Origin of the sequence: Thiohalophilus thiocyanatoxydans (genome assembly GCF_004366735.1) — a bacterium.
GTDB lineage: Bacteria > Pseudomonadota > Gammaproteobacteria > UBA6429 > Thiohalophilaceae > Thiohalophilus > Thiohalophilus thiocyanatoxydans.
In genome coordinates, this window is sequence record NZ_SOQX01000003.1 from 244,902 (window position 1) to 270,506 (window position 25,605).

General features: G+C 58.0%; 14 protein-coding genes and 1 tRNA gene. 7 read left to right on the forward strand and 8 right to left on the reverse strand.

All coding sequences use genetic code 11. The features are described 5' to 3' along the window. Positions 1-92 precede the first annotated feature (92 nt). The gene (locus tag EDC23_RS08090; RefSeq protein ID WP_243830743.1) at positions 93-851 is read left to right on the forward strand and encodes a matrixin family metalloprotease; all 759 of its coding nucleotides are present in this window, start codon (positions 93-95) and stop codon (positions 849-851) included. A 109-nt stretch (positions 852-960) separates the two neighbouring features. On the opposite strand, the gene EDC23_RS08095 is transcribed toward EDC23_RS08090, so the two are convergent. Further along, positions 961-1,428, reverse strand: a complete 468-nt coding sequence (locus EDC23_RS08095) for a PRC-barrel domain-containing protein (RefSeq protein ID WP_134083233.1) — start codon at positions 1,426-1,428, stop codon at positions 961-963. 1,196 nt (positions 1,429-2,624) lie between these two features. Here EDC23_RS08095 and EDC23_RS08100 point away from each other — a divergent pair. Next, entirely contained in the window at positions 2,625-11,201 is an 8,577-nt protein-coding gene (locus tag EDC23_RS08100; protein WP_134083236.1) for a GH36-type glycosyl hydrolase domain-containing protein, read from the forward strand. Positions 11,202-11,376: 175 nt separating this feature from the next. Here EDC23_RS08100 and EDC23_RS08105 read toward each other — a convergent pair whose 3' ends face one another. From EDC23_RS08105 to EDC23_RS08120, 4 genes are all read right to left on the reverse strand, one after another. Then, a complete protein-coding gene (locus tag EDC23_RS08105) occupies positions 11,377-11,997 on the reverse strand; it encodes an alternative oxidase (protein ID WP_134083239.1) in 621 nt (206 codons plus the stop codon). A 76-nt stretch (positions 11,998-12,073) separates the two neighbouring features. Then, positions 12,074-13,462 carry a cation:proton antiporter gene (locus tag EDC23_RS08110; RefSeq protein ID WP_134083242.1) on the reverse strand — a complete coding sequence of 463 codons (1,389 nt, stop codon included), beginning with the start codon at positions 13,460-13,462 and terminating at the stop codon, positions 12,074-12,076. A 628-nt stretch (positions 13,463-14,090) separates the two neighbouring features. Then, positions 14,091-16,673, reverse strand: coding sequence for a chemotaxis protein CheB (locus EDC23_RS08115; protein WP_134083245.1), 2,583 nt, complete (start codon positions 16,671-16,673; stop codon positions 14,091-14,093). A gap of 69 nt (positions 16,674-16,742) precedes the next feature. Further along, positions 16,743-17,336, reverse strand: a complete 594-nt coding sequence (locus EDC23_RS08120; RefSeq protein WP_134083248.1) for a PAS domain-containing protein — start codon at positions 17,334-17,336, stop codon at positions 16,743-16,745. A gap of 861 nt (positions 17,337-18,197) precedes the next feature. Between EDC23_RS08120 and EDC23_RS08125 the strand changes: the two genes are divergently transcribed. After that, entirely contained in the window at positions 18,198-19,001 is an 804-nt protein-coding gene (locus tag EDC23_RS08125) for a Crp/Fnr family transcriptional regulator (RefSeq protein WP_134083251.1), read from the forward strand. 72 nt (positions 19,002-19,073) lie between these two features. On the opposite strand, the gene EDC23_RS08130 is transcribed toward EDC23_RS08125, so the two are convergent. Further along, positions 19,074-20,540: a GGDEF domain-containing response regulator gene (locus tag EDC23_RS08130; RefSeq protein ID WP_134083254.1), complete on the reverse strand. Its 1,467-nt coding sequence runs from the start codon at positions 20,538-20,540 to the stop codon at positions 19,074-19,076. A 384-nt stretch (positions 20,541-20,924) separates the two neighbouring features. Between EDC23_RS08130 and EDC23_RS08135 the strand changes: the two genes are divergently transcribed. From EDC23_RS08135 to tadA, 3 genes are all read left to right on the forward strand, one after another. Beyond that, positions 20,925-21,164, forward strand: coding sequence for a hypothetical protein (locus EDC23_RS08135; protein ID WP_134083257.1), 240 nt, complete (start codon positions 20,925-20,927; stop codon positions 21,162-21,164). A gap of 118 nt (positions 21,165-21,282) precedes the next feature. Beyond that, positions 21,283-22,512: a phosphoserine phosphatase SerB gene (serB, locus tag EDC23_RS08140; RefSeq protein WP_134083260.1), complete on the forward strand. Its 1,230-nt coding sequence runs from the start codon at positions 21,283-21,285 to the stop codon at positions 22,510-22,512. Positions 22,513-22,801: 289 nt separating this feature from the next. Next, positions 22,802-23,299 (forward strand): tRNA adenosine(34) deaminase TadA, encoded by a 498-nt coding sequence (gene tadA, locus EDC23_RS08145; RefSeq protein ID WP_134083263.1) that lies wholly within the window; start codon positions 22,802-22,804, stop codon positions 23,297-23,299. Positions 23,300-23,316: 17 nt separating this feature from the next. Here tadA and mltF read toward each other — a convergent pair whose 3' ends face one another. Then, a complete protein-coding gene (gene mltF / locus EDC23_RS08150) occupies positions 23,317-24,738 on the reverse strand; it encodes a membrane-bound lytic murein transglycosylase MltF (RefSeq protein WP_134083266.1) in 1,422 nt (473 codons plus the stop codon). 365 nt (positions 24,739-25,103) lie between these two features. Here mltF and EDC23_RS08155 point away from each other — a divergent pair. Next, positions 25,104-25,194 (forward strand) — tRNA-Ser (locus tag EDC23_RS08155). A 283-nt stretch (positions 25,195-25,477) separates the two neighbouring features. Here EDC23_RS08155 and EDC23_RS08160 read toward each other — a convergent pair. Beyond that, positions 25,478-25,605: integrase core domain-containing protein (locus tag EDC23_RS08160; RefSeq protein ID WP_166668810.1), on the reverse strand; the 128-nt coding region annotated here is incomplete at its 5' end.

Genomic DNA, 25,605 nt, shown 5'->3' on the forward strand with positions numbered 1-25,605 from the left:
TCGTTATCCTGTACCGGAGTCCCCGTGCGCCTTCAAAGCACTTTTGCAGGGTCGATTCCGGTGCCTTCAGGTATCTTTTTCAGGAGTCTGCGGTGCGATCAATCACGCGTGTATCCCTACCCATACTGGCATTAATCATGGCCGGGCTTCTGCCTCTGGCGTTCCCGCTGCCTGCCCATGCCAGCGAAGGTGGGTATCGGCTGCTCGAGCTGGACGGCTACAAGGTGAAGTGGGGAGACCGGCGCCTGGGTGTAGGGGCCAGCATCAGCTATGCCTTTGCCGCAAAGACGCTACAGTTCGATGAGGCGCGCAACTGTCGTGATCTGGCGCCGATTGAAGCGCTTTTTGGGGATGAACTCTCCAGCGAGACGCTGGCGCGCGAAACCGCGGCGGCGTTTCAGGTCTGGGAGCGCGCTGCCGGTCTGTCGTTCCATGAGGTTGACGATGCCCGGGATGCGGACATCATCCTCGGTGCCCAGGGACAGCCGCGTGGGCGGGCTTACGCCAACGTATCCTACGCACCCGATCCGGCGGAGGGGGTGCGCGCCATCGAACAGGCGCTGGTGTGCCTGAATCCCGACCATGAGTGGAAGATCGGGTTCAACGGTGATAAGGATGTCTACGACATCCGCTATACGCTGATTCACGAGATCGGTCACGCCATCGGCCTGGACCATCCCGGGCCATCCGGGCAGGTGATGGCGTTTCGCTATACCGAGGCCTTCGACGATCTGCAGCCCGGCGATCTGCGTGGCGTCCAGTTGCTTTACGGGCGAGCCGCCGATGACGTCGTTACTCAACTGGCCCGGAAATCGAGCGACGAGACCCTCTCACGCCAGCAATCTGATTGATCATTCTTTTATCATCGAGTTAAGGGTTTGTGCCGTCCGAATAGGAAAACGGCAGGGACTTTCGCCGCTGCCGTCTGTTATTCCACTATTATAAGTGGGTGACAGGAATTCAATCCTGGGTTTTAAACTCCGGCGCAGACATCAGATCCTCGCGGGTCGATTTAATCTGCAGTTCGTCCTGATCAGAAGAGCCAGAGTGGCTTACATTATCCCAGCCAATGGCCACGTCTTTCTCACCCATGCCCAGGAATCCGCCGACACCGACGACAATACCCACGACCTGACCTTTCTGATCAATAATCAGGTCACTCACCGAGCCCACCTCCTCATTATTGGTGGTTTTAACCTCGGCTCCGATCAGGTTGCTTGCATGCCTGCCATTGGCCGGCGCAGAACTCAGATAGCCCTGGCTCTGCATCTGAGACTGGTCTTGCTTGTTATCCTGGTAACTCTGAGAACTCTGCTGTTCACGATCCATCTTCTTGTCAGAAGAGGATTCAGCCAGCACAGAACCCGCGCCTAACGCTATAACGGGTGTAACCAGTGCATAAAAGGTAAGTGAATGTAAATTTTTCATATGAATCTCCTTTGTATCGCTTATGTCGGTTGGACGAGATGTCCGGTTGAATCGCTTCATCACAGCTTTCTTTCCCGGTATATCCTTACCGGAAAGGGGCTGAATCGCCACGAGACATGGAATTCAGGATGAGGTGCTAAAGTACGCGATGTGAGTTTAACTGTCTGTTCGCTGACGTACCCAGGCGAGATCAGGAAGATTGAGAAAAAGTAACGGATTAGGAGTAAGCCAGGAGCGGGCATCAATCTGTTCGACGGCAAACGTCACGAGAAAAACGGAGCCTGCGCTTTGCCGGGGAGGTTAATGTGATTTGCAGAAGCAGAAATCCCGTAGTCACTTCCGGGTTTGAACTACCAGACACTACGTTGAGAAGAAACCGAGAGGGGAAATAGTTCAAGACGAACCTGCCGGGAGTCTGATTATTCTGTTGTGTTTGATTATAAGTGCAAGGAAAAAATCGATCTTCGGATAAACAGAAAAATTGAGTGTGGTTTTTGGGTCGGACGACAGAAGGAATGTTTAATCGAGGGAATATCTTGATGTCTTGTTATATGTAATTATGTTGATTTGGACTGAGCAGGCTGTTTGCATATAGTCGGGTCAGACAAAGAGGAGCGTGTCATTCATGCTGAGTCGCAATATAGTGGCAGGGCAAAGGAAACTGCGTTGGGCAGTATCTCCGGGTCAGAGACTGTTTTGCTTCGACGGTCGAAAGAGATGCGGAAGTGACTCGATTCCCTATCCGGTATCAGGAAACGAAAGAATATAGACCCGGTTAATTGAAACGGATGTAAGCGTTTCCTTTTCGGAGCAAGGAGCAATGGCGCCGTGACCGTCGCTTTGAACGGCTCACAAAACTGACGCTTCTGGCTCTGCCGGGGTGCTGACTTAACGATAGAGTAGGAGTAGGGGTATCTGGTCGTGGTGATGGAGGGTTGCCGGCGACAAGTTGCCATTTTCTTTTACATTAAGGGCCTCAATTCCTGCCAAAAGAGCATACAATCAATTGTGAATGAGTCAATCTATAAAGACTGAGGGTCCGCAAGCACAAGGGATGCATTTTCGGAAGTTTCCGGTCATAGGGCGAGGGTGACTGGACCATCCGAAGTTCGAGCAAGGAGCATGTCATAGACATCAAAGCAATCAGACTTTCGGCCCGCACACGAAGTGCGCTGCACCATCAGCAGGATGCCGAGTTGCTGCGCGCGGAGTTGTTCAGTATCGAGCAACTGAAGCGTCATGCCGTCACGCTGGCCGGCCAGTACCAAATCAATCCGCACCCGGGTCCGGACCGGCTGTTGCCACGGCTGGCGGACAATGCCCGGGTTCTGCTCGCGGCGTATGACGTGGTCACCGCCGTCGCCACCCAGGGGCAACGGATTGTGCCGGCGGAGGCCTGGTTGCTCGACAATTTCTACCTGATCGAGCAGCAGATCACCCTGGCGCGTCGGCACCTGCCGCGCGGGTACAGCCGGCAGTTGCCGCGACTGGCCGATGGCCCGTCGGCCGGATTCCCCCGCATCTACGACCTGGCGCTGGAGCTGATCTCGCACATGGACGGCCGCGTCGACAGCGACAACGCCAGCCAGTTCATTGCCGCCTACCAGAGTGTCGAGCCCCTGAAGCTGGGCGAACTGTGGGCCTTCCCGATCATGCTGCAGCTGGCGCTGCTGGAAAACCTGCGTCGCGTCGGGGTGCGCATCGCCCGGCGGCGCGAGGAGCGCGATGCGGCCATCAGCTGGGCGGACCGCATGCTCAAGGCGGCCGAAACCGAACCCAAACAGCTGATCCAGTTGCTGGCCGAGTTTGCCCATGCCGATGTGCCGCTGACCGCCCCGTTTGTGGAGGAGTTTTACGATCGTCTGCAGGCGCAGGGACCGGCCATGGCTTTCGTACAAACCTGGGTCGAGCAGAAACTGCACGAACAGGGAGTGACCGCCGCCGGTTTGTCGGAGGCGGCCGGGCGCACCGCCGCGGCCAACCAGATTTCCATCGCCAACAGCATTGGCAGCCTGCGCTTTATTGGCGCGATGGACTGGAAGCATTACGTCGAGTCGCTCAGTGTCGTCGAACAGATCCTGCGTGAAGACCCCATGGCGTTGTATGCCAGCCAGGATTTCGCCACCCGCGATCGCTATCGGCACGTCATCGAGGATCTGGCGCGACGCAGCAGCGGCAGCGAAATGGCAGTGGCACGCGAAGCCCTCGAGCTTGCGCAGGCCGCCGCACAACAGGGCGCGCAGGATCGCAGCGCGCATGTGGGCTACTACCTGATCGATCAGGGCCGACCACAGCTGGAACGTGCGGTCGATTTCCGGCTGTCGTGGAAAACCCGGCTCAGCCGAAGGGGCCGGCAGCTCCGCCTCCCCCTTTATCTCGGCGCGATCCTGCTGCTCACGTTGCTGGTGACAGCGGCCGGGTTGATCCTGCCCGGCCTTGATACGGGTGGGGTCGATGGGGAGGGCTGGCGAATCGGATTGCTGGCGCTGCCCCTCGTGATTGGCGCCTCGGCGCTGGCCGTGCCGCTGGTGAACCTGCTGGTCACACTGGTTCTGCAGCCGCATGCGTTGCCACGCCTGGATTTCTCCTCCGGGATTCCGGACTGCCACCGCACCATGGTGATCGTTCCCACCTTGCTGACGAAACCGGAGGATGTCGACGATCTGCTCGAAGCGATGGCGATCCGCTACCTCGGCAATCGCGATCCCAATCTGTATTTTGCCCTGCTGACCGATTTTGCCGACGCCCCCGAACAAACGCTGCCGGGTGACGCAGCCCTGCTCGACTATGCTCGCGCCGAAGTCGAAGCGCTCAACGCAACCTACCACGAGGATCGCCCGTGCATCTTCTATCTGTTCCATCGGCCACGGGTGTGGAACCCGTTTGAGTCGGTGTGGATGGGCTACGAGCGCAAGCGCGGCAAGCTGGAGCAGTTCAATGCCCGACTGCGGGGCGCGGCGCAAACAGCCTTCTCGGATATCGTCGGTGATCAGTCCCTGCTTGGATCGATCCAGTACGTCATCACCCTGGATACCGATACGCAATTGCCACGCGACGCGGCACACACCCTGGTGGGCAACCTCGCGCATCCGCTTAACCGGCCGGTATACGATGCCGACAAGGGCCGTATTGTCGAAGGCTACGCGATCCTGCAACCGCGCGTCTCGATCAGCCTGACCAGTGCGGGCCAGTCCCGCTTCACGAAATTGTTCGCGGGGGAGGCCGGCATCGATCCCTACACGCGCGAGGTGTCGGACGTCTACCAGGATCTGTTCGGGGAAGGCTCGTTTATCGGCAAGGGCATCTACGACGTCGATGCGTTTCGTCAGGCCGTCGACGGCCGCTTTCCGGAAAATCTCATCCTCAGCCACGACCTGCTGGAAAGCGGCTATGCGCGTTCGGCGCTGGTGACCGATGTCGAACTCATCGAGGAACATCCGGCCAGTGTTGCCATCGAGGCCAGCCGGCACCACCGCTGGATACGCGGCGACTGGCAGCTGGCCGGCTGGCTGCTGCCACGCGTGCCGGGCTCTCCCGGCCCGAATGGTGAGAAAGCGAGGCGGCAGGCGAACCCGCTCTCGGCCCTGTCGCGCTGGAAACTTTTCGACAATCTGCGGCGCAGTCTGGTGGCGCCTGCGCTGCTCGCCCTGCTGGCCGGCGGCTGGCTGCTGGGCCCGGGACCCGGGTGGCACTGGGGCTTGCTGGTCGTGACCGTGATATTTCTGCCCAGCCTGCTGACTGCCGCCGTCGAGCTGGTTCGCAAGCCCAAAGAATCCGACTGGCGAGTACACCTGAATCTGACCGGCCGATCCGCGGGGCGCCCGCTCGTGCACGCTGTCCTGAGACTGGCCTTTTTACCCTACGACACGCTGATCTGCCTGGAGGCTATTTTGCTCTCGGGGCTGCGTATGCTGTTCACGCGACGCGGCCTGCTGCTGTGGACACTGCCGTCCTACGTACGCCGTAACGCAACCCGCACACTCGCCGAATTTTTCCGGGAGATGTGGGTCGCACCGGTGATTGCACTGCTGCTGGGCGTGGCGTTGGCCATGGCAGGCCAGCCGGCGGCGTGGCTTGATGCCGGTCCCATTCTGCTGCTGTGGCTGGTGTCGCCCGTCGCCGGCTGGTGGATCAGCCGGCCGCTGGCCGCCCCCGTGCCGGGTTTGAGCGCCGATCAGGAAGCCTTCCTGCGGATGTCGGCGCGGCGCACCTGGCGCTACTTCGCGGATTTCGTCGGACCCGAGGACAACTGGCTGCCCCCCGACAATGTCCAGGACTACCCGGTAGCGGCCATCGCCTCGCGCACCTCGCCCACCAACATCGGCATGTCGTTGCTGGCCGATCTGGTGGCGGTCGATTTCGGTTACATCACGGTTGGGGAAGGCCTGCAGCGTATCGGCAACACGCTCGCCGCGATGGAAAAGCTGGAGCGCTACCGTGGCCATCTTTATAACTGGTATGACACGCGCACCCTGCAGCCGCTGCACCCGCAGTACATCTCGTCGGTCGACAGTGGCAACCTGGCCGGTTGCCTGCTTACCCTGCAGGCCGGACTGGCCGAGCTCAAAGATCAGCCGGTACTGTCGTCCAACACATTGCAGGGGTTGCAGGATACGCTGCAGGTGTTCGCTGAACAGCTGCCCGCGACGTCCGATCCGGAGCTTGCAAACAGGATCAGCTCGCTGCAGGACACGCTATGCACGTTGGCACTGAACGGCCCGCCCCGGACACTGGCTGATGCCGGAGATGCGCTGGATGAGATTCACCGTGCCGGCGGGGAGCTGATTGACTGGCTGCCGGCGGATAGCGAGACCGAGGGTGAACGGGTGTACTGGGCGCGGGCCTTCGACCGGCAATGCACGGCGCTTCGGGATGAACTTCTGTTGCTGGTATCCGAGCCACGGTACTTCAGCACCATCCCGACACTGGCGGAACTGGCCGGCGCCCAGGCAACGCCGGGTGAGACGCGCTCGTCCGTCGCGGCCGAACGGCTTGGCGTGATCGACGATCTGCTGCAGCGTTGCCGCGCTCTGGCGGTGATGGACTTTGACTTTCTCTACGATAGCGCGTGCGGCCTGCTGGCCATCGGCTATGACGTGGGCGAACGGCGCCGCGATCCGTCCTGTTACGATCTGCTGGCCTCGGAAGCGCGCCTGGCCAGTTTTCTGTTGATTGCCCAGGGACAGCTGCCGCAGAAGCACTGGTTCTCGCTCGGCCGTCTGCTGACCAGTCACGGCGGCGAGGTCAGTCTGATCTCGTGGAGCGGCTCGATGTTCGAGTACCTGATGCCGCAGCTGATCATGCCGGGCTATCCCAACACCCTGCTGGAGCAGACCTGCAAGGCCGCGGTGTCGCGCCAGATCGAATACGGCCGGCAACGGGAGGTGCCGTGGGGCATATCCGAGTCCTGCTATAACGCCACCGACATGCATCAGATCTACCAGTACCGGGCATTCGGTGTGCCCGGCCTGGGCTTCAAGCGCGGACTGGGCGACGATCTGGTGATCGCGCCCTATGCCAGTGCCCTGGCATTGACAGTGATGCCGCGCGAAGCCTGCCGTAACCTGCTGACGCTGGCCGGGCAGGGCTTTCTCGGCGCCTACGGTTTCTATGAGGCGATCGACTACACGCCCTCGCGGGTGCCGCGCGGCAAGCCGCACGCCATCGTGCAGGCCTTCATGGCGCATCATCAGGGTATGAGCCTGCTGGCGTATGCGCATGTCCTGCTCGATCAGCCGATGCAGCGCCGCTTCATGTCCGATCCGCTGACCCAGGCGACCGAACTGCTGCTGCAGGAGCGGGTGCCGAAGAAGGGCGCCACCCTGCATCCGCACGCCGCCGAAGTGAGCGCGGCCGCCCATCCCCCCGGTGAGGACGCCGGCGCGATCATGCGCGTGTTTACCAATCCGAACACGCCGATCCCTGAAGTTCACCTGTTGTCGAACGGCCGCTACCACGTCATGGCGACCCATGCCGGCGGCAGCACCAGTCGCTGGCGCGACCTCGCCATCACCCGCTGGCGCGAGGACGCCGCCTCCGATGGCTGGGGCACTTTCATCTACCTGCGTGACCGCGACAGCGGCCAGTACTGGTCGGCCGCGCACCAGCCGACCCTGCGCCGCGCCGACCACTACGAGGCGATCTTCGTGCAGGCGCGTGCTGAATACCGGCGACGCGATCAGGCGATCGAAACCCACACCGAGATCAGCGTGTCGCCCGAGGACGACGTCGAGATCCGTCGGGTCACGCTCACCAACCAGTCGGCGCGTGCCCGGCACATCGAGGTGACGAGCTACGCGGAAGTGGTGCTGGCGCCGTTGAATGCTGATCTGGCGCACCGCGCCTTCAGTAATCTGTTCGTGCAGACCGAAATCCTGCCCGAGCGGCAGGCGATCCTCTGCACCCGGCGTCCCCGCACACCGGGCGAGGAGGTGCCCTGGATGTTTCATCTGCTGGCTGCCCCCGGCGTGGTAGCCGACGCGCCGTCCTACGAGACCGACCGCGCCCGCTTCATCGGGCGCGGGCGTACCGCGGCCAACCCGCAGGTGCTGGACAGCGGCGACAACCCGCCTGCCTCGTCGAGTCATGATTTATCCAATACGGCCGGGCCGGTGCTCGATCCCATCGTGGCGATCCGTCGCACCCTGACTCTGGCCGCCGACGAATCGGCGAGTGTGCAGATCATCTCCGGCGTCGCGGACACCCGCGAGGGCGCACTGGCCCTGCTGGAGAAATACTGTGACCGTCACTTCGTCAATCGTGCGTTCGAAATGGCCTGGTTCCAGAGCCAGGAGGTGCTGCGCCACCTCAATGTCACCGAAGTGGAGGCCCAGATCTATGGCCGGCTGGCCAATTCCGTGATCTACGGCACGGCACTGCGTCGCGCCAGCCCCGATGTCATTGCCCGCAACCAGCTGGGACAGTCCGGGCTGTGGCGCTTTGGCATCTCGGGGGATCTGCCCATCGTCCTGCTGCACATCGGCGACCTCAACCGCATCGTTCTGGTCAAGCAGGTACTGCAAGCGCATGCCTACTGGCGCATGAAGGGGCTGGCTGCCGATCTGGTGATCGTGAACGAGGATTTCTCGGGTTACCGGGCCGAGCTGCAGGATCGGATCATGGGCCTGATCAACGCGGGTCCCGAGGCGCAGATGATCGATAAGCCGGGCGGCGTCTTCGTGCGCCGCACCGAGGAACTGACCGAAGACGAACGGGTGCTGTTGCAGACGGTCGCCCGCATCGTCTTCAGGGATACCGCCACGACCCTGATCGAGCAGGTGGAGCGTCGTGTCTCGCCGGAACGTGCATCGGACCTGCTGGAACCCTCACAGCAGGCGGGTGCCGAACCGGTCTATCCGCTGGCCCCGCGCGAGCGCATTTTCTGCAATGGCCTGGGCGGTTTCACGCCCGACGGTCACGAATACGTTGTCACCCTCGAACCCGGACAGACCACGCCGTTGCCCTGGGCCAACGTGATCGCCAGTCCGCACATCGGCAGCGTCGTCAGCGAGAGCGGCAGTGCCTATACCTGGGTGGAGAACGCGCACGAATTTCGCCTCACCGCCTGGCACAACGACCCGCTCTGTGACAGCAGCGGCGAAGCGCTCTATATCCGCGACGAAGAAACCGGCGCGTTCTGGTCACCGACGCCGCTGCCCGCGCCCGGCCGCGCCGGCTATGTGTGCCGGCACGGCTTCGGCTACAGCGTGTTCGAGCACTTTGAGGCCGACATCGCCTCGGAACTGTTCACCTACGTCGCCATGGATGCGCCGGTCAAGTTCGTGGTGGTCAAGCTGCGCAATGCATCAAAGCGTGCGCGCAGCCTGTCGCTTACCGGATACTGGGAGCTGGTGCTCGGCGAGTGGCGGCACGCCAACCTGATGCACATCGTCACCGAAATCGATCCGCACAGCGGCGCGCTGTTTGCGCGCAATGCCTACGGTCGCGAATGCGCCAACCGGGTGGTGTTTACCCATGTCAGCGAGCGCGAGCGATCGGTGAGCGGCAACCGCACCGAGTTCATCGGCCGCAACGGCGCGCTGGGCAGCCCGGCGGCGATGCGCCGCAAGCACCTGTCGGGTCGAACCGGGGCGGGTCTCGACCCGTGCGCCGCGATCCAGACCCGGATCGAACTGGCCGCCGGACAGGAGCGCGAGATCGTGTTCGTGTTCGGCGCAGCGGCAAACACCGATGAAGCACGTCACTTCATCCAGCAATTCGGCGGGCGCGCGGGCGCGCGGCAGGCGCTGGAAGCGGTGTGGGAATACTGGAACCACACCCTGGGCGCGGTGAACGTGGACACGCCCGATCCGGCACTCAACGTGCTGGCCAACGGCTGGCTGGTTTATCAAACCCTGTCCTGCAGGCTGTGGGGGCGCAGCGGCTATTACCAGTCCGGCGGTGCTTATGGCTTCCGCGATCAATTACAGGACACCATGGCACTGATCCACGCGACCCCGTGGCTGGCCCGCGAGCAGCTGCTGCGCTGCGCCGGGCGCCAGTTCATCCAGGGCGACGTGCAGCACTGGTGGCACCCGCCCAACGGGCAGGGCGTGCGCACCCATTTCTCCGACGATTATCTGTGGCTGCCGTATGCCGCCTGTCGTTATGTGCTGGCGACCGGCGACACGGGCGTGCTCGACGAATCCATCCCTTTTCTGGAGGGCCGCGAGCTGTATGCCGAAGAAGAGTCCTACTACGATCAGCCGCAACGCTCGCACGAAGCCGCCAGTCTCTACGAACATTGCGTGCGCGCCCTCAGGCACGGCCTGCGTTTTGGTGCCCATCAATTGCCATTGATGGGCTGCGGTGACTGGAACGACGGCATGAATCGGGTGGGCAAGGCGGGCAAGGGCGAAAGCGTCTGGCTGGCGTGGTTCCTGGTCGAGAACCTGGAGTCGTTCGCCGAGCTTGCGCGCCGCCGCGACGACACGGAGTTTGCCGAGTTGTGCCGCGATCAGGCCGCGCAGCTGCGCAATAATATAGAAGCCCAGGCCTGGGACGGCGCCTGGTATCGGCGCGCCTGGTTCGACGACGGCACGCCCCTGGGGGCGTCCACTAACGACGAATGCCAGATCGATTCGATCAGCCAGAGCTGGGCGGTCATCTCCGGGGGCGGCGATCCGGTGCGCGCTCGCCAGGCGATGACGGCAGTGGACCAGCGCCTGGTGCGGCGCGACAAGCAGATCATCCAGTTGCTCGACCCGCCCTTCGACAAGTCCGATCTGGAGCCGGGCTACATCAAGGGCTACATCCCCGGCGTGCGTGAGAACGGCGGGCAGTATACCCACGCCGCGATCTGGACCACCATGGCCTTTGCCATGCTGGGCGACACCAAACGCGCCTGGGAATTTTTCGCCATGCTCAATCCGGTCAATCACGGCAGCACGGCGGAGGCGATCGAACGCTACAAGGTTGAGCCCTACGTCATGTGCGCGGACATCTATGGCGTGCCGCCGCACATCGGACGTGGCGGTTGGACCTGGTACACCGGCGCGGCCGGCTGGATGTATCGGCTGAGCGTGGAAACCCTGCTGGGCCTGCACCGGGAAGCGGATCATCTGCGCATTGCGCCCTGTGTCCCGGCCGATTGGGAGTTCTACAAAATCCACTACCGCTATCGCGATACCGTCTATCACATCAGCGTCAGGCGCGTCGGTGAACCCTCGGGGCAGGTCAGCCGTGTGAGCGTGGACGGCAGCGAATGTCCCGACAGCCGCATTCCGCTGGTCGACGACCGCCAGGAGCACTTTGTCGAAGTGGAGCTGGGATAATTACCCGGAAAGTCGGTGTGGATGCGTCTTACAGGCATATTGGTCCGCTAAAAACGCGAATAACCGCAAATAAAAACAGACTCTGGTTTCTGTGCGCAGCAGGCGATAAAGCGCATAGACACATTAGCTCTATTTGCGGTCATTCGCGGACTTCACTTGATCTGATTGTTCATCGTTATTGCCTGGCGAGCTGATCAGCGAAGCCGTGATTGACATCGCGGTGACCGGCCTCGTCGTCCCGTACGGCAATGATGACGTCCGAAAGCCGGGCATCCGGGGGCAGGTTCCAGTATTCAATTGCCCGTTGCGGCGCCGGCACGTTCTCGCGGTTACCCGCTTCCACTTCTGCGAGGAACTCTGTATAGCTGACCACGGCTTCCTCCTCGAAGTAGCCCACAACCCGATGCGCGGTACGCGGCGAGATCAGATACAGCAGAAAGAAAAAATTGTAGAAGACGCCCTGTGCCAGGATGATTAGCCAGCGTTCGAAGCGGGTCGGCCTTGCGATTTCGATGAACGTCAGCAGGTGCATCCGTTCGTTTTCCGCTTCGTCCATTAACGTTCGAATCCAGCCATGATCATCGGACATGTGCCGCAACACCTTCAAATGCTGCAGCGTCGAACCCACCATGCCGGGGACCGCCGCAATGGTTTCAAGGACGACCGCGCGGTGGCCGTAACGCCTGGCGAAGAATGCATCGGCAATAAAGCGCAGTAGCCTGGTCAAGCCGAGTGCAAACCGGTCGGATAGCCCGTGTGGCGGATGCTTTCGATTGAGAACGACTGAAGATTTCATAGTATTAATGCGTCAGTCCTTGGCAAAATGAATGGGATTCTCTGTCAATAAGTGCGCGTTCCCGCTCTGGAATACCTCATTTTTCGGCCTGTTTTGTTTCAGATTCAGTCGGTTGATCGGGTCCGGCCTCATCGACTTTTGACTGATGGTTGCGGTGACGCACAAACCGGCTCATCAGCGGCTTGACGCTGGTGCCGTGAACTAGAATCGACAGCGTGACCACAACCAGCGTCAACTGGATCAGATCCAGGGCCAGTTCTTCGGGGAGGCCATGCTGGATGGCGAACATCAGGTAGTACAGCGAACCGATGCCGCGTACCCCGAACCAGCCGACCATGCTGCGAGTCGGCCACAACGTGCGTGTACCCAGCAGACCAACCAGGACGCTCACCGGGCGTGCAACCATGAACAGGAACAGCGCAAGCCCCACGGCACGCAAGCTCCAGGAATCGATAAACAGCGTGCCGCCGATCAGCAGGATGAGCACCAGTTCCGAGAGTCGCTCCAGATGTTCCTTGAAGACCAGCGAGCCTTCGCTCACGGTCGGTTCCAGTGCTTTATCCGGGGTAGCATTTTCAGCTTCCGATTCGATGCGGTCGGTTTGTGGCGGATCCCGGTTTTCCTGATCGGCGTTGTTCCCCCCGTCGGCGTGGGCGAGTTTAAGTTCGGTCTGGCGCAACGCGACGGCGGCGAAAAACACCGCCAGAAAACCCCATGCCTCGATCAGCTCACTCAGGCCATAGACCACCCCGATCAGGCCGAGTCCGAGGAAGTCGTCCATCAGTTTGTGCCTGGGGGGCGTGCCGCGCAGTTTGCGCCCCAGATGGGCGAGGACGGCGCCAGCCAGGACCCCGATGGCCACGCCCGCCAGCGTGGACCACAGCACATCGACCAGCGCCCAGCGCAGGCCGAACTCGCCGAGCTCGTGCAGCCCCAGCAATCCCATTCCCAGCATCACAAACGGAAACGCGCTGCCATCGTTCATGCCCGCCTCGCAGGTCAGGGTGAAGCGAAGCCGGTCGCGGTCGCCGGGATGGCGGGTCTGCACATCGGTCGCCAGCACCGGATCGGTGGGCGCCAGGATGGCGCCCAGCAGGACGCCGGCGCCCAGTGGCAGACCGAGCAAGAGATAGGCGAAGGCTGCGACCAGCCCGACACTGGCCGCCATCGACACCGATGCCAGCAGAATCGGCGTGCGCCAGCGGGCGAAGCTGAACGGCACAGGCATTTTGACGCCAGCGGAAAACAGCGAAATCAGCACCACCATTTCGGTCAGTACTTCCAGCAGCGCCGATTCCTGGAGCGGGTTGAAGTGAAACAGGTTGAGCACCGTCGGCCCGACCAGCAGCCCCACGGCCAGATAGACAATCGCCGGGGTGACCGGCAGGCGCTGGAGCATCGGCGCCGTCAGGCCCCGGGCGAGCAGCAACCCGCCCACGAGTAAAAACCATTGTGCGTTAGTCATGGCGCGTTCGTATCATCAGGGATCCCGTTTGACGTGACTGTTTCGGCGCACAGCCTAATCGAAATCAGGGTTTTTGGGTGTGCGGTAGCATACGGATTATGCCGGGGCTGCGAAGATCGGGGTGCGCAGGGGAGGAATCCGCACACAGCAGGAAACAGCGTACGCGGTCTGATTCGGTGGTGATATTTGTTTTGTCCGGTGTGCAGCAGAGGGAAAAGCTTGTCTCTCGCCGAGCCGCCATGGCGCAAAGAAACCGGATAGTGCCCCTGTTCAGCGCGCTCTGCACACAAACAACGGGTATAAACGTCTCTGCGAGAATATTCTAAATAAGCGTTCCGAATACCAGTCCAGAGAGATTGCTTCGTCACGTTGTTCCTCGCAATGACCCCAATATTTTCGGTCATTGCGAGCGAAGCGAAGCAATCTTTTGAAGCACGTGACCTGGTATTCGGAACGCTTATTTAGCCGGGCATCATCTCGCGACCAGGATAACGGTGCGTGGAACGTACTCTCTCCCTGACATGGCCTCCTCCGGGGCATCATACGACCACACCCTGTGGGTAGTTGTTGATTGGTGACGGCGTCTGATTGTACGAGTTTAAATCCTGGCAGACTGTTTTTATGTGTGTCAGGTCTTTTTCTTGCGGCGCAATTTCATCTCGAGATTTTTTGTTTTGGTGATATCCATCAGGGTTATGACGACACCGTCGATTACATTATCCAGTCTGCGGTAGGGTATGATGCGCACCGCGAACCAGTGGTTGTCGGCAGAGAGGACCTGTTTCTCTGTTGGCAGCAGGGTACGCAGGCAGGTGAGTGCATCCTCATGCAGTTCAGGGTACTCCAGGCTGGTGGTCAGATCGCTGAGCGGTCGGCCGATGTCACTTTCACGCAGATTGATAATCGTCGCGGCCTGATCGGTGTAGCGTCTGACATTCAGATCCTGATCCAGAAACAGGATGGCAATATCGATGCTGTTAAGCACATTCTGCATGTCACTCTGGGCGAGCGACAGATCATCGAGTTTGGCCTGAAGTTCACTGTTGATGGTTTGCAGCTCCTCGTTCATGGACTGCATTTCTTCCTTCGAAGTGGTCAGTTCCTCATTGGCCGACTGCAGTTCTTCATTGGTGGATTGCAGTTCCTCGTTGGTTATCTCCAGCTCTTCCCGGGACGTGCGCGCCTCGTTGCGCAGGGATTCGATTTCCTGGAGGTACTGTTGGATTACCGCCTCGTGCGCGGATTCACGCGCATCTTTATCCTTGCCCTTGCCCTTGCCGGTCGGGGCCAATGAGACGTCGTGGAATACCACCATTGTCATGCCCGCCAGGGCGGGGGGATTATGCAAGGCCTGTAACGTAATATCCACGTGCTGGACTCCCCCGGGGACGGACACCTTCAGGCCATGCAGATGCTCGGGCTCACTTTGTGTTTCAACTTTCTTCATTGCCTGAGCGAGCGGCTCGCGCAGACCGTCGCGCAACATGGCATAAAAATTCCAGTTGGCCTTGCCGGCAGCCGGCTCCAGGTATTTTCCGGTACGCCCGCTGATGTAGACAATATCGCCGTCGCTGTTGAGCACGACGGCAGCCGGCGCATAGACCTGCAGCAGGATATGATCAGCCGCTGCCTGGAGGTTATCCGTAGACGGTTTGTTGATATGGGTGGTTGACACAGGGTGCTCCTCGGTTCTTCTGGTCGGTGAAGGAAATGTACTCAGCAGGGTCCTCGGCATGCTGATTTGTACATTGTCCTGACGTGAATAAAGCCGCAACCTGGCATCCATCGGCGTAAACAGATAGCTGAATCGGCCAACCGTCTCCGAGCTGCCCAGAAACAGAATACCGCCAGAGCGCAAACTGTAGTGAAACAGGGGCAACAGTCGACGTTGTAATTCAGAATCAAAATAGATCAGCAGGTTTCGGCATGCGACCAGATCGAGTTTGGTGAAGGGCGGATCGAGCACGACATCATGCTGGGCAAATAACACCATATCGCGGATTTTTTTATTGATCTGGTAATAGTCGTTATGCAAGGTAAAAAAGCGAACCAGCCGCTCCGGCGATACAGTCTCACTGATGGACAGCGGGTACCTGCCGTGGCGCGCTGCCGCAATGGCGTCGGGGCTCAGGTCCGAGGCGAATATCTGCAATGTAAATTGATCACGCCGGGGGAGCCGTTCGGTCACTTCGCTGAATATCATCGCCAGCGAGTAGGCTTCCTCGCCGGTCGAGCAACCGACCACCCAGGCACGCAGATTGGGTTCGCTCTTGCGTCGTGACAGCAATTCCGGCAAGGCCTTGTCCGCCAGATACTGCCAGGCCTCGGGGTCGCGAAAAAAGCTGGTGACGCCGATCAGCAACTCCTTGAACAGCAGATCAATTTCCTGGGTGTTGTGGCGAAGAAATTCGGCATACATTTCTAACGTGGCGATTTTATGAATCGTCATACGTCGTTCGATCCGCCGTTGCAGGGTGCTGTTTTTGTACATGGTGAAATCATGCCGGGTCCGCTCTTGCAGCAGCCTGACAATATTCTGCAGTGGTGCGGTTGCCGCAGCAGTTTGCGTCTCTTCCTTTTCATCTGTCGCCGCGACAGGGACCGGAACCTGGGCAACGTAAGCCAGGATGTGGGCCGGCAATTCCCCGGGCGGGGCAACGATGTCGGCACAGCCTGCGGCTATGGCGCTCTTTGGCATCGCATCAAATTGCGCCGAGTCGGGTTCCTGCACCACGTTCAGCCCCCCCACAGCCCTGATCGCCTGCATACCCAGCGTCCCATCCGAGCCCATGCCGGAGAGAATCACGGCGATGGCGCGCTCGCCCTGGGCGCTGGCCAGGGACGAAAACAGGACATTGATCGGCAGGCGCATGCCGCGTGGTACAGCAGGGTTTGCCAGCTTCAGTCGGCGGTTATTCACGCTGAGTTCGGTATTCGGTGGAATGACATAGACAGCGTCAGGCTCGATGCGCATGTCCTGTTGCGCTTCATACACGGGCATGGTGGTGAAGCGTTGCAATAACTCCGGGAGCAGCGCCTTGTGGGTGGGATCGAGATGTTGCACCACGATATAGGCCAGCCCGCTGTCAGGCGGGGTCTGGGTCAGAAACCGCTCCAGGGCCACCAGGCCACCGGCCGAGGCGCCAATGCCCACAATGCGTGTTGTCGGAGTGGATTGTTGCGGTGAATCAGTGGTACTGGATGAAACCATGGACTGAAAGCCCTCGACCAATGCAGACGGTCCCGTCTGAAAAATCAAGCCGGTCCGTCAACCCTCCGGTCATCGGTCTGGTTCGCGAAACGCCAATAAAATGATTTTGTCACCCGGTTCGCTGTTTGCAATAACCTGCAGCTGTCGCAACTCACCTGCCTTGTCGCCGGTTTGCACCTCACAGGATACCACATCGCCCTCGCGCAGCTGTTTCAGTAATTCGCCCAGTACCGGCCGGCTCGCGGGGGCCAGAAAGCTGTCAATCGGATTTCCCCCGAGTGCTGTGGGCTCGATACCAAACAATGTGGCGCCGGTCTGGTTCGCTTCGATGACCTGGCCATCAAGACTCACAACAAAATAGCCAAAAGGCGCCCGCTCGAACAATGCCCTGTAACGTTCCAGCTCCCGGGCAAATTCCCGCTCATTGGCCACGAGTTGTTCGTGCTGCAAATCAAGCTCAACCTGATGTGCCTGTAATTCATGCAGCAGCTTGAGTGCGTCACCGGCGCTTTCGGGCGTACTGGCCAGCCTGTACAGCAGCGCCAGGGCATCCGCACTGATCGACCAGCCCCGGGTCGGCGGTGTCGTGCCTTGTTTGAGACTCTCTTCGGCAGTCTGGCGCAACTGGTTGTGATCTATAAAGTCAGTAGTGGGTTTGGGCATAAAGCCTCCGGTAATCTTCCTTCGTGATACGCTGTCCCTGCTTGCAGTAAATTCACCAATTACGGGCCGCCGCCACGAGTATAAAATCTCTGAATTCCAACTGCCCCTAATTCTATTACGTTATACAAGGTTATACGGTTTCCAGCAAGCTGGCCAGGGGCTGCCAGCGTCAGTATCACCCTGTAATTCAAGTCCAAGGGTTAGGGAATACCCTATCACAATACTGCCTAGTTGAGTGGTGGGTTTCGTGAAATGGATGTTTAACCGGTATTGCAAGAAAAAACATACCTTTATTGCCGGGTTTTGAGAAATTTACGCGCCCAGTGTCCACAAATCTGAATTAACTGTCCGGACATGCATCACAACCTGATCCCCGGGCCGGCTACGAGATTCAACCACCGATATAAACGTAACCTGGAGTACGCGAGTATACCTGCCTTTGTACGCTATCGCACAGAGCAAGGTATGTTGTTAAGTACTATGGAAAAGGCCGACGTGGTAGGTCATTCGCGGATCGCCGACCGTGTTACCCGGAACAAATACGTTTTGTGTAACCTGAACCGGCGATCCAGTACCGTCTATTCTTTGATAAAAAACAAGGTTACTAAAGGGTAACAAAAATATTTATCTTTATAATTAAACGCTTATGACTATATTGGTGTATAAATACTACAGGATTCAGGTGATTGCTGAAGCTTTATAACTTGCTGGCTGCAGGGACTTAGACTATATGTAAATATCTGATTATAAATATATTTAAGTCTATACGTCAGCGCAAAATTGCTCCATCCTGTTTTTATAGTGCGCTATTGATTGGCGCATCATTCAAAAACTAGCCAGAAAAAGGCATGGGAGATCAGGATGTCTAAACAAGCCTTGCCGATACAAAACCGGCTACTGAATTGCTTGCCACAGGAAGTGCAGAGCCGTCTGAGTCCAAAGCTGGAAATAATGAGTCTGCGGCAAGGCACGGTCTTGCATGAAGCCGCGGCCAACCTGGCCTATATCTACTTTCCTATTGATAACATCGTCTCCTTGCTCCACGTACTGGAAAACGGGTCAACGGCGGAAGTCGCCGTAATAGGTAATGAGGGCATGATTGGCGTTTCCGCTTTTATGGGCGGTCAGAACACCCAGAGCCAGGCGCTTGTGTTAACCAGCGGTATTGTCTACCGGCTATCCATCCAGAAATTCAAGGAGGAATTCAATCAGCCGGATGCGATATTCCGGATGCAGCTGCTGCGTTACAGCCAGGCCCTGATAACCCAGATGGCCCAGACCGTGGTATGCAACCGTCATCACACCATCGTACAGCAATTGTCCCGCTGGTTGCTGATGGCTGCGGACTGCCTTTCGGACGATGATATCACTATGACCCATGAGTTGATTGCAAACCTGCTGGGTGTGCGCCGGGAGGGTATCACCGCGGCGGCCCACAAGCTGAAGGATGTCGGCGCGATCGAGTATCGCCGTGGCCACATCAAGATAGCGGACCGGCTCAAACTGGAAAAACTGAGTTGCGAATGCTATTTCGTTGTCAAACGGGAAACTGACAGGTTGCTACCCTGTCCTTCCCGCCAGCAGTCCAGCCCCGCCAGAAAGTCCGGCAGCAGGGCTCCTGTATATTCACATTCAGCACATGCGCCGATCCCATTCAAAGCCTGATTCATCCTCACCATGCAGACAGCATCCGGGCTGTTAGCTTATTCAGGAAAACAGTTCCGGAAAAATTAACTGTCAATCAGGAATGTTTAAATGGCTTATGGCGACATTCCGGTGCTTGATGCGACCATGTATCCCGGGTTCGTAAAAAAACCTGTACTTATTATTGCCATCTGCTTTGGCCTTGTACATCGCTGCATCCGCAAACCGCAGTAGAGTCTCAATATTATCCCCATCATCCGGATAGACACTGATGCCGATGCTCAGTCTGATATGCAGTTCTTTATTCTCGATATTGAACGGCGCAGTCAGTTCGGTGAGTAACATCTCGGCAACGCAAGCCGCATCCTGAGGTTTATCGATTTCGGTTAACATAATCACGAATTCGTCACCACCGAGGCGGCTGACTATGTCAGAGGCACGTACACGCTTTGTCAGTCTCACGGCTACTGACTGTAACAGTCGATCGCCGATCGCATGGCCATGCAGGTCATTTATATCCTTGAAGTTATCGAGGTCAAGAAACAACAGTGCGACTTGCTTGTGATGCCGGCTTGCGTGTCCAATCATTTGCGGCAGGTTTTCTGTCAAATACATGCGGTTGGGCAGTCCGGTAAGAAAGTCGTGTTGAGCCAGGTGTGCCATTTTCTCGGTAAATTCTTGCGACTGACTGCTGTCATGAAAAACGATTACCGCGCCGGTAACCCTGTTTTCACGATCCCGGACAGGGGCGGCGGAATCCTCGATCTCGGTTTCAACGCCATTGCGACTTATCAGTATACAATTCATCCCGAGCTCGGTGTTCCGGCCTTCTTCAATGACATATTGTGCCGGATTTCTCGCGGATTCATGTGTTATACCATCAATAATGTTGAACACCTTCGCGAGTGGCTGACCCAGGGCGTCAGAGCATGACCACCCGGTCAGTCTTTCTGCTATTGGATTCAGGTAGGTTATATTCGAGTATATGTCAGTGGCCAATACAGCATCACCGATCGAGTCGAGCATGACTCTGTTTCGTTCTTTCTCATCGTACAAAGTCTGTTCCGCCTCGCGTAACCTCGACTCCGTCGCCTTACGTTCGGTGACATAGCGCAGAGCACGAGGCAGCCAGTAAGCGTCCGCGTGTTCCTTGGCAAGATAATCATGCGCGCCGTGTTGTACCGCGCTACGCGCGAGCGCTTCATTATCTGCGGTACTCAGTACCAGGATCAGCGCATCGGGTACTGCCTGGAGCACCCGGTCAAACGCTTTGATACCCATGCTGTCCGGAAGAGTCAAATCCAGCAACACGACGTCAAAGCACATTTTCTCCAGTCGATCGAGCGCATCGTCGAGTTGCGTTACCCAGACAACCTGGAACCCCCCATGCTCGCCAAGCGCTGCCCGGATTAATCCCGCATCAGCGGGGTCATCCTCAATGAGCAGTACGGCGGTTGGTATGGCTGTCATGTTCCCGAATTCTGTCTTTTTCCTGTCGAGAGTGACGACTGATTTGTCAAAATAGAGGATTTTTCTATCCTCTTGTTCCCTGAATACCATAAAGCTATCTCCCTATTCGCAATCGCCGTACAACTGTTTGCCACCAAGCCCATCCAACGTGACATTATTATTTTGAAGGTGAGTACTCTGTTCTGTGCGGTAACGCACAGGTATTCGACCCTGGCCGGACTGATGTTGCATTTTGCAACCCCTTGCTGAGTGCTTTTAGCCAGGTACGATGATGAACACAGCCTTTCATCCCGCTCTGTTGGTAGTCGGAATACTGTTGTTTGTCTGGCTTCAGGGGTTGGAGTCGGTCAGTTCGGCTATCTCGCGCCTGTTGACGGCTCACTCACTGACAAATCTGGGGGCGGATGAGCGGCGGTGCGGGTTTGGCCATTATCGGCTGGTTCGGTATAATTTGCGGTTCCTGAAAACTTTGATGTGCTGCTGGCCGCCCTGCCCGAGATGGACCGGCAGTACTTTCTTCCGGCTGCATGCCGGTCCTGGTCGAACCAGGCGATCGAATTTGCCCGATGTATTTCCCTGTTGAGGGTTTTATTTCCCGGGTACAGCGATGATGATAAAGCCAATACTAAAGTCGGACTTGTCGGCAATGAAGGCACGCCGGGTATCGCCCTGATCCCCGGTGCCGCGGTTGCGCCGCCAAGGAAGGTCGAGTGAGACACTTTTGATTCAGGCATTATTGAGAATAGTATTTTATGGTATTCACACGCATGAGCACCGGAAACCCGAATCATTACGGCTTTTCCGGCTTATTTACTAGTGAACGGGAACAAGCATGAGTGAAGTGGTTTTGATTAATATCACCGGTCGGGATCGCCCGGGGCTCACGGCGCGACTGACCGGTGTACTGGCCGATTACGATATCCCGGTCCTGGATATCGATCAGTCGGTCACGCATAACAGCCTGGCTCTGGGATTACTGGTGGTGGCACCCGAGGAAGGCAGTAACTGTTCCCTGTTCAAGGATCTGTTGTTCAGCGCGCATGAACTGGATCTGGATATCCGTTTCACGCCCATCAACCGTCAGGATTACGATCAGTGGGTGGCCCGGCAGGGCCAGGCCCGGCATATCGTGACACTGTTGGGCCGACAGATTACGGCACGGCATATTGCCCGGGTCACCGAAGTAGTGGGGGAGAACGGGTTTAATATCGAGGACATCAGCCGGCTTTCGGGACGACTTTCGCTGCATCAATCAGACCAGCAGAGCGGGGCAGCGGCTGTACAGCTGACCCTGACCGGCGAAGTACAGGATATCCCCGCTATGCACGCGCAGTTTTTGCAGATTGCGCAGGATATGGCGATCGATGTGGCCGTGCAGGAAGACAACCTTTATCGACGCAGCCGGCGTCTGGTCTGCTTTGATATGGACTCAACGTTGATCCAGACCGAGGTGATCGACGAGCTGGCAAAAGTGGCCGGCATTGGCGATCAGGTGGCCGCCATTACCGAATCGGCCATGCGCGGCGAGATCGACTTTTCCGAAAGTTTTCGCCAGCGCATGGCGCTGCTGGAGGGGCTGGAAGAATCAACCCTGCAACAAATTGCCGAGGATCTGCCGATTACCGAAGGGGCGGAGCGACTCATTTCCACACTTCGCCATTTCGGTTACAAGGTCGCGATTCTTTCCGGCGGCTTTACCTATTTCGCCAATTATCTGAAAGAAAAACTGGGCGTGGATTATGTTTATGCCAACCAGCTGGACTTTGAAAACGGCAGGCTGACCGGCAAGGTCAAGGGCGATATCATCGACGGGCAGATGAAGGCGAAGCTGTTGCAGCAACTGGCCGAGGAAGAAGGGATCAGCACCGAGCAGGTGATTGCCGTCGGCGACGGCGCCAACGATTTGCCCATGCTCTCTATCGCCGGGCTGGGGATCGCCTTTCACGCCAAGCCGCTGGTGCGCGAACAGGCGCAACACTCCATCGCCACGCTGGGGCTGGATGCAATTTTGTATCTGCTGGGCATGCGCGATCGCGAGCTTCAATCACTGGCTGATAGATAGGCTCTGGAAATAACGCGGAGAACGCAAAGACGTTTATGCCCGTTGTGTGGGTGCAGAGAACGCAAAGAAATCTGATATCGCTCATTATCAGCGAGCTTTGTACCCACACAACGGGCATAAACGTCTCTGTGAGAGTATTATAGGCGTAGAGCTGTAGGTCAGGTTGCGCACAGCGCTACCTGACACTCTGTACAGCCGGATATTCTGCGTATCGGCAGATACAGGTTCAGCCAAAGAATAAGGTGTGCATGAATTTTGTGTCCTTTGCAGTAAAAATATTGATCTGCTCATGAGTGATGAACTTCAACAACTTGAAACCGAGGCCCTGGATCAGTTCTGGATGCAGCGGGCACTGGAGCTGGCGCATCGGGCCGAGGCGGCCGGTGAGGTGCCGGTGGGCGCGGTGCTGGTGCGGGATGAGCAGGTTGTCGGGGAAGGCTGGAATCAGCCCATTGGCAGCCACGATCCCAGCGCCCATGCCGAAATGCAGGCACTGCGCAATGCCGCACTGCGCCTGAATAACTATCGCCTTCCACAGACCACCTTGTATGTCACCCTGGAGCCGTGTGTCATGTGTGCCGGGGCGATGATTCATGCTCGGGTCAAACGGGTAGTGTTCGGTGCCTGGGATCCGAAAACCGGAGCCGCCGGGAGTGTATTCGATATCCTGAATTCCGATCAGCATAACCACCGGATAGAGGTATGCAAGGGGGTGATGGCTGATGAGTGTGGTGCGTTACTGCGCGATTTTTTTAAACAAAAACGTGACGCAGGCGGACAGGAATGAACTCATACGGGTTCAGCTTATAAAACCGGTGATGAATAGACGAGAATTGAATTCGATCTGTTGCCTGGTGCCGGGCTGTCTTGCCGTTTATGCCAGCGTAGAATGTCGTAATAACTGCGAATATTATCGACATATTTGACCGGTTCATTGCCGCGAGCGTAGCCGTAGCGAGTCTGACGATACCATTTCGGCTGGGTAAGCAAGGGCAGGTTGTCTTTCACGTCGGTCCATTTTTCGGGATTACCGCCGCGCTCCCGGGTGATCTTCTGAATATCCCGGACGTGACCAAAACCGACGTTATAGGCTGCCAGACTGAACCACATCCGATCCTCTTCGGGAATGTCATCGAATCGTTTGTACAGGCCCTGTAAGTAACGCGCGCCGCCCCGGACACTCTCTTCGGGGTCGGTGCGATCCAGTACCCCCAGTTGACCGGCAGTCCCATTGGTCAACATCATCAAACCACGAACACCAGTCGGCGAGACCGCCAGGGGATCCCAGTGAGACTCCTGATAGGCGACAGCAGCAAGCAAACGCCAGTCGAGACCGGTTTCGCTGGCGGCGGTCTTGAACAGACGGCGGTATTCCGGCATGCGGCTGCGCACATGGTGCATAAAGACCGGCGTACTGAAGTAGTTGTAGTTGCGCACATGTTCGTAGTGCTGCTTGATCAAATGGGCCAGTTCACCGGAACCGCGCAATTGTTCGAAGAAATGTTCGACCTCTTTATATAAAGAGGTATCTTCGCTTTGTGGCATGGCCCAGGCCAGTTCCTGGGGCTCTGATAGATCAAACGCTACACGCAATTCCGGGAAATAACGCCGGTTTACCGCCATCTCATTGGAGTCGGCGACGGTATAGTCAACGATATTCTCGGCAACCAGCGTCATTAACTCGGTAGTGTCCGTGTTGGCGTTTTCGTGCCATTGAAGATCGGCGTGTGATTCCTGCAGGCGGCGCAACTGCTCGGCGTGGCTGCTGTTGGCAACCACCTCAATATGACCCTGACCAAGCTCATCGGGATTTCGCGGTCGGGGGGTACTGTCTTTACGATAAATCAGCTGCTGGGTAATGGACTGATAAGCCGGGGCAAAGCGAATATATTGCCGGCGTTGCTCAGTGACGGTCAGACCGGCCGCAGCCAGGTCGGCGCGACCCTTGCGCAACCCCGCGAAGATTTCATCAAGGTTGTCGGCGACAACGAGCTTCAGACGCACCCCGAGCTGGTCGGCAAAGCTTCGGGCCAGCTCATATTCGAGACCGGCGGGGCCTTCCGGACTCTGATAAAACGTGGTCGGGGCATGACGGGTGTAAACCCGCAGTTCCCCGCTGTTGAGGACCTGTTCCAGGGCGCTATGCTGGGGCGTACAGGCATTGAGTGCCACCAGGCCGCCCAGAGTGGCCGCGCCCAGCACTGCTGTAATAACCCGTCGTTGCATTGCGTCTTTATCCTCCAGTTTGTGAACTGGTTTGCGGTTTATTACTCCAAGTCTGGAGTAGAATTGGTTTCCCGCAAGTTCGTCTGTTCGGTATCTCACGCCGAATAAAAAACCCCAATATTATAACATCCTAATATTGGTGGATCACTCACTCCGTGACATTCCGTATCCAATGGCACCGCTTTAACCTTTTCTTTTGAAAGGATATTAGCCAGGGCGCCCGTTGCCGCGAGCCTCCGGCGAGCACATGGCGCCGGATTGGCGTTGCACCGCCCGGGCATCTGGTTTAACCTTGCGCGCTTTCGTGCAATGCCTCCGGCATTGCAGGTGCTAGTCACCAGGTTCTAGTGACTGGAAACTGATCAGGAGAGGTGTCCGAGTGGTTGAAGGAGCACGCCTGGAAAGCGTGTATACGGTAACCCCGTATCGAGGGTTCGAATCCCTCCCTCTCCGCCATCCATAAAAAAGGGGCCTTTTGGCCCCTTTTTTATGGATGGTTGAAAAGTTGGATTCGAACCCTCGATTACAAATGGCGGGTTCGACAAATCGGCAGGAAAGCCGATTTGGACAGCCGAAGGCTGCCCCGAAGGGGTGGCGCACAGGGATGTGCGCCATCAATCCCTCCCTCGACTCTCTGTTCCTGACAGAGTCTACCGCCTACTTCCCTGTAGGCGTCTCCGCCAAATAAAAAAGGCCCCGTTGGGGCCTTTTTTAGTTTCCAGGTACTAGCTCCTAGCCCCTAGCTGTGTAAACCCACCAGGTTGTTCACGGTAAGCCCCAACCGGCTAACCGGCGGTTTGTAATCCAGGCTGGCATGGGGGCGGTGCCAGTTGTACTCATGCAGCCAAACCGGAAGCTGCCGGGCTC

Excerpts from the sequence above, each read along its gene's own strand:
- EDC23_RS08130 (WP_134083254.1), bottom strand. The coding sequence starts at position 20,540 with ATGGTATTCAGGGAACAAGAGGATAGAAAAATCCTCTATTTTGACAAA.
- EDC23_RS08110 (WP_134083242.1), bottom strand. The coding sequence starts at position 13,462 with ATGACTAACGCACAATGGTTTTTACTCGTGGGCGGGTTGCTGCTCGCC.
- EDC23_RS08095 (WP_134083233.1), bottom strand. The coding sequence starts at position 1,428 with ATGAAAAATTTACATTCACTTACCTTTTATGCACTGGTTACACCCGTT.
- mltF (WP_134083266.1), bottom strand. The coding sequence starts at position 24,738 with ATGCAACGACGGGTTATTACAGCAGTGCTGGGCGCGGCCACTCTGGGC.
- serB (WP_134083260.1), top strand. The coding sequence starts at position 21,283 with ATGAGTGAAGTGGTTTTGATTAATATCACCGGTCGGGATCGCCCGGGG.
- EDC23_RS08120 (WP_134083248.1), bottom strand. The coding sequence starts at position 17,336 with ATGCCCAAACCCACTACTGACTTTATAGATCACAACCAGTTGCGCCAG.
- EDC23_RS08105 (WP_134083239.1), bottom strand. The coding sequence starts at position 11,997 with ATGAAATCTTCAGTCGTTCTCAATCGAAAGCATCCGCCACACGGGCTA.
- EDC23_RS08125 (WP_134083251.1), top strand. The coding sequence starts at position 18,198 with ATGTCTAAACAAGCCTTGCCGATACAAAACCGGCTACTGAATTGCTTG.
- tadA (WP_134083263.1), top strand. The coding sequence starts at position 22,802 with ATGAGTGATGAACTTCAACAACTTGAAACCGAGGCCCTGGATCAGTTC.
- EDC23_RS08115 (WP_134083245.1), bottom strand. The coding sequence starts at position 16,673 with ATGGTTTCATCCAGTACCACTGATTCACCGCAACAATCCACTCCGACA.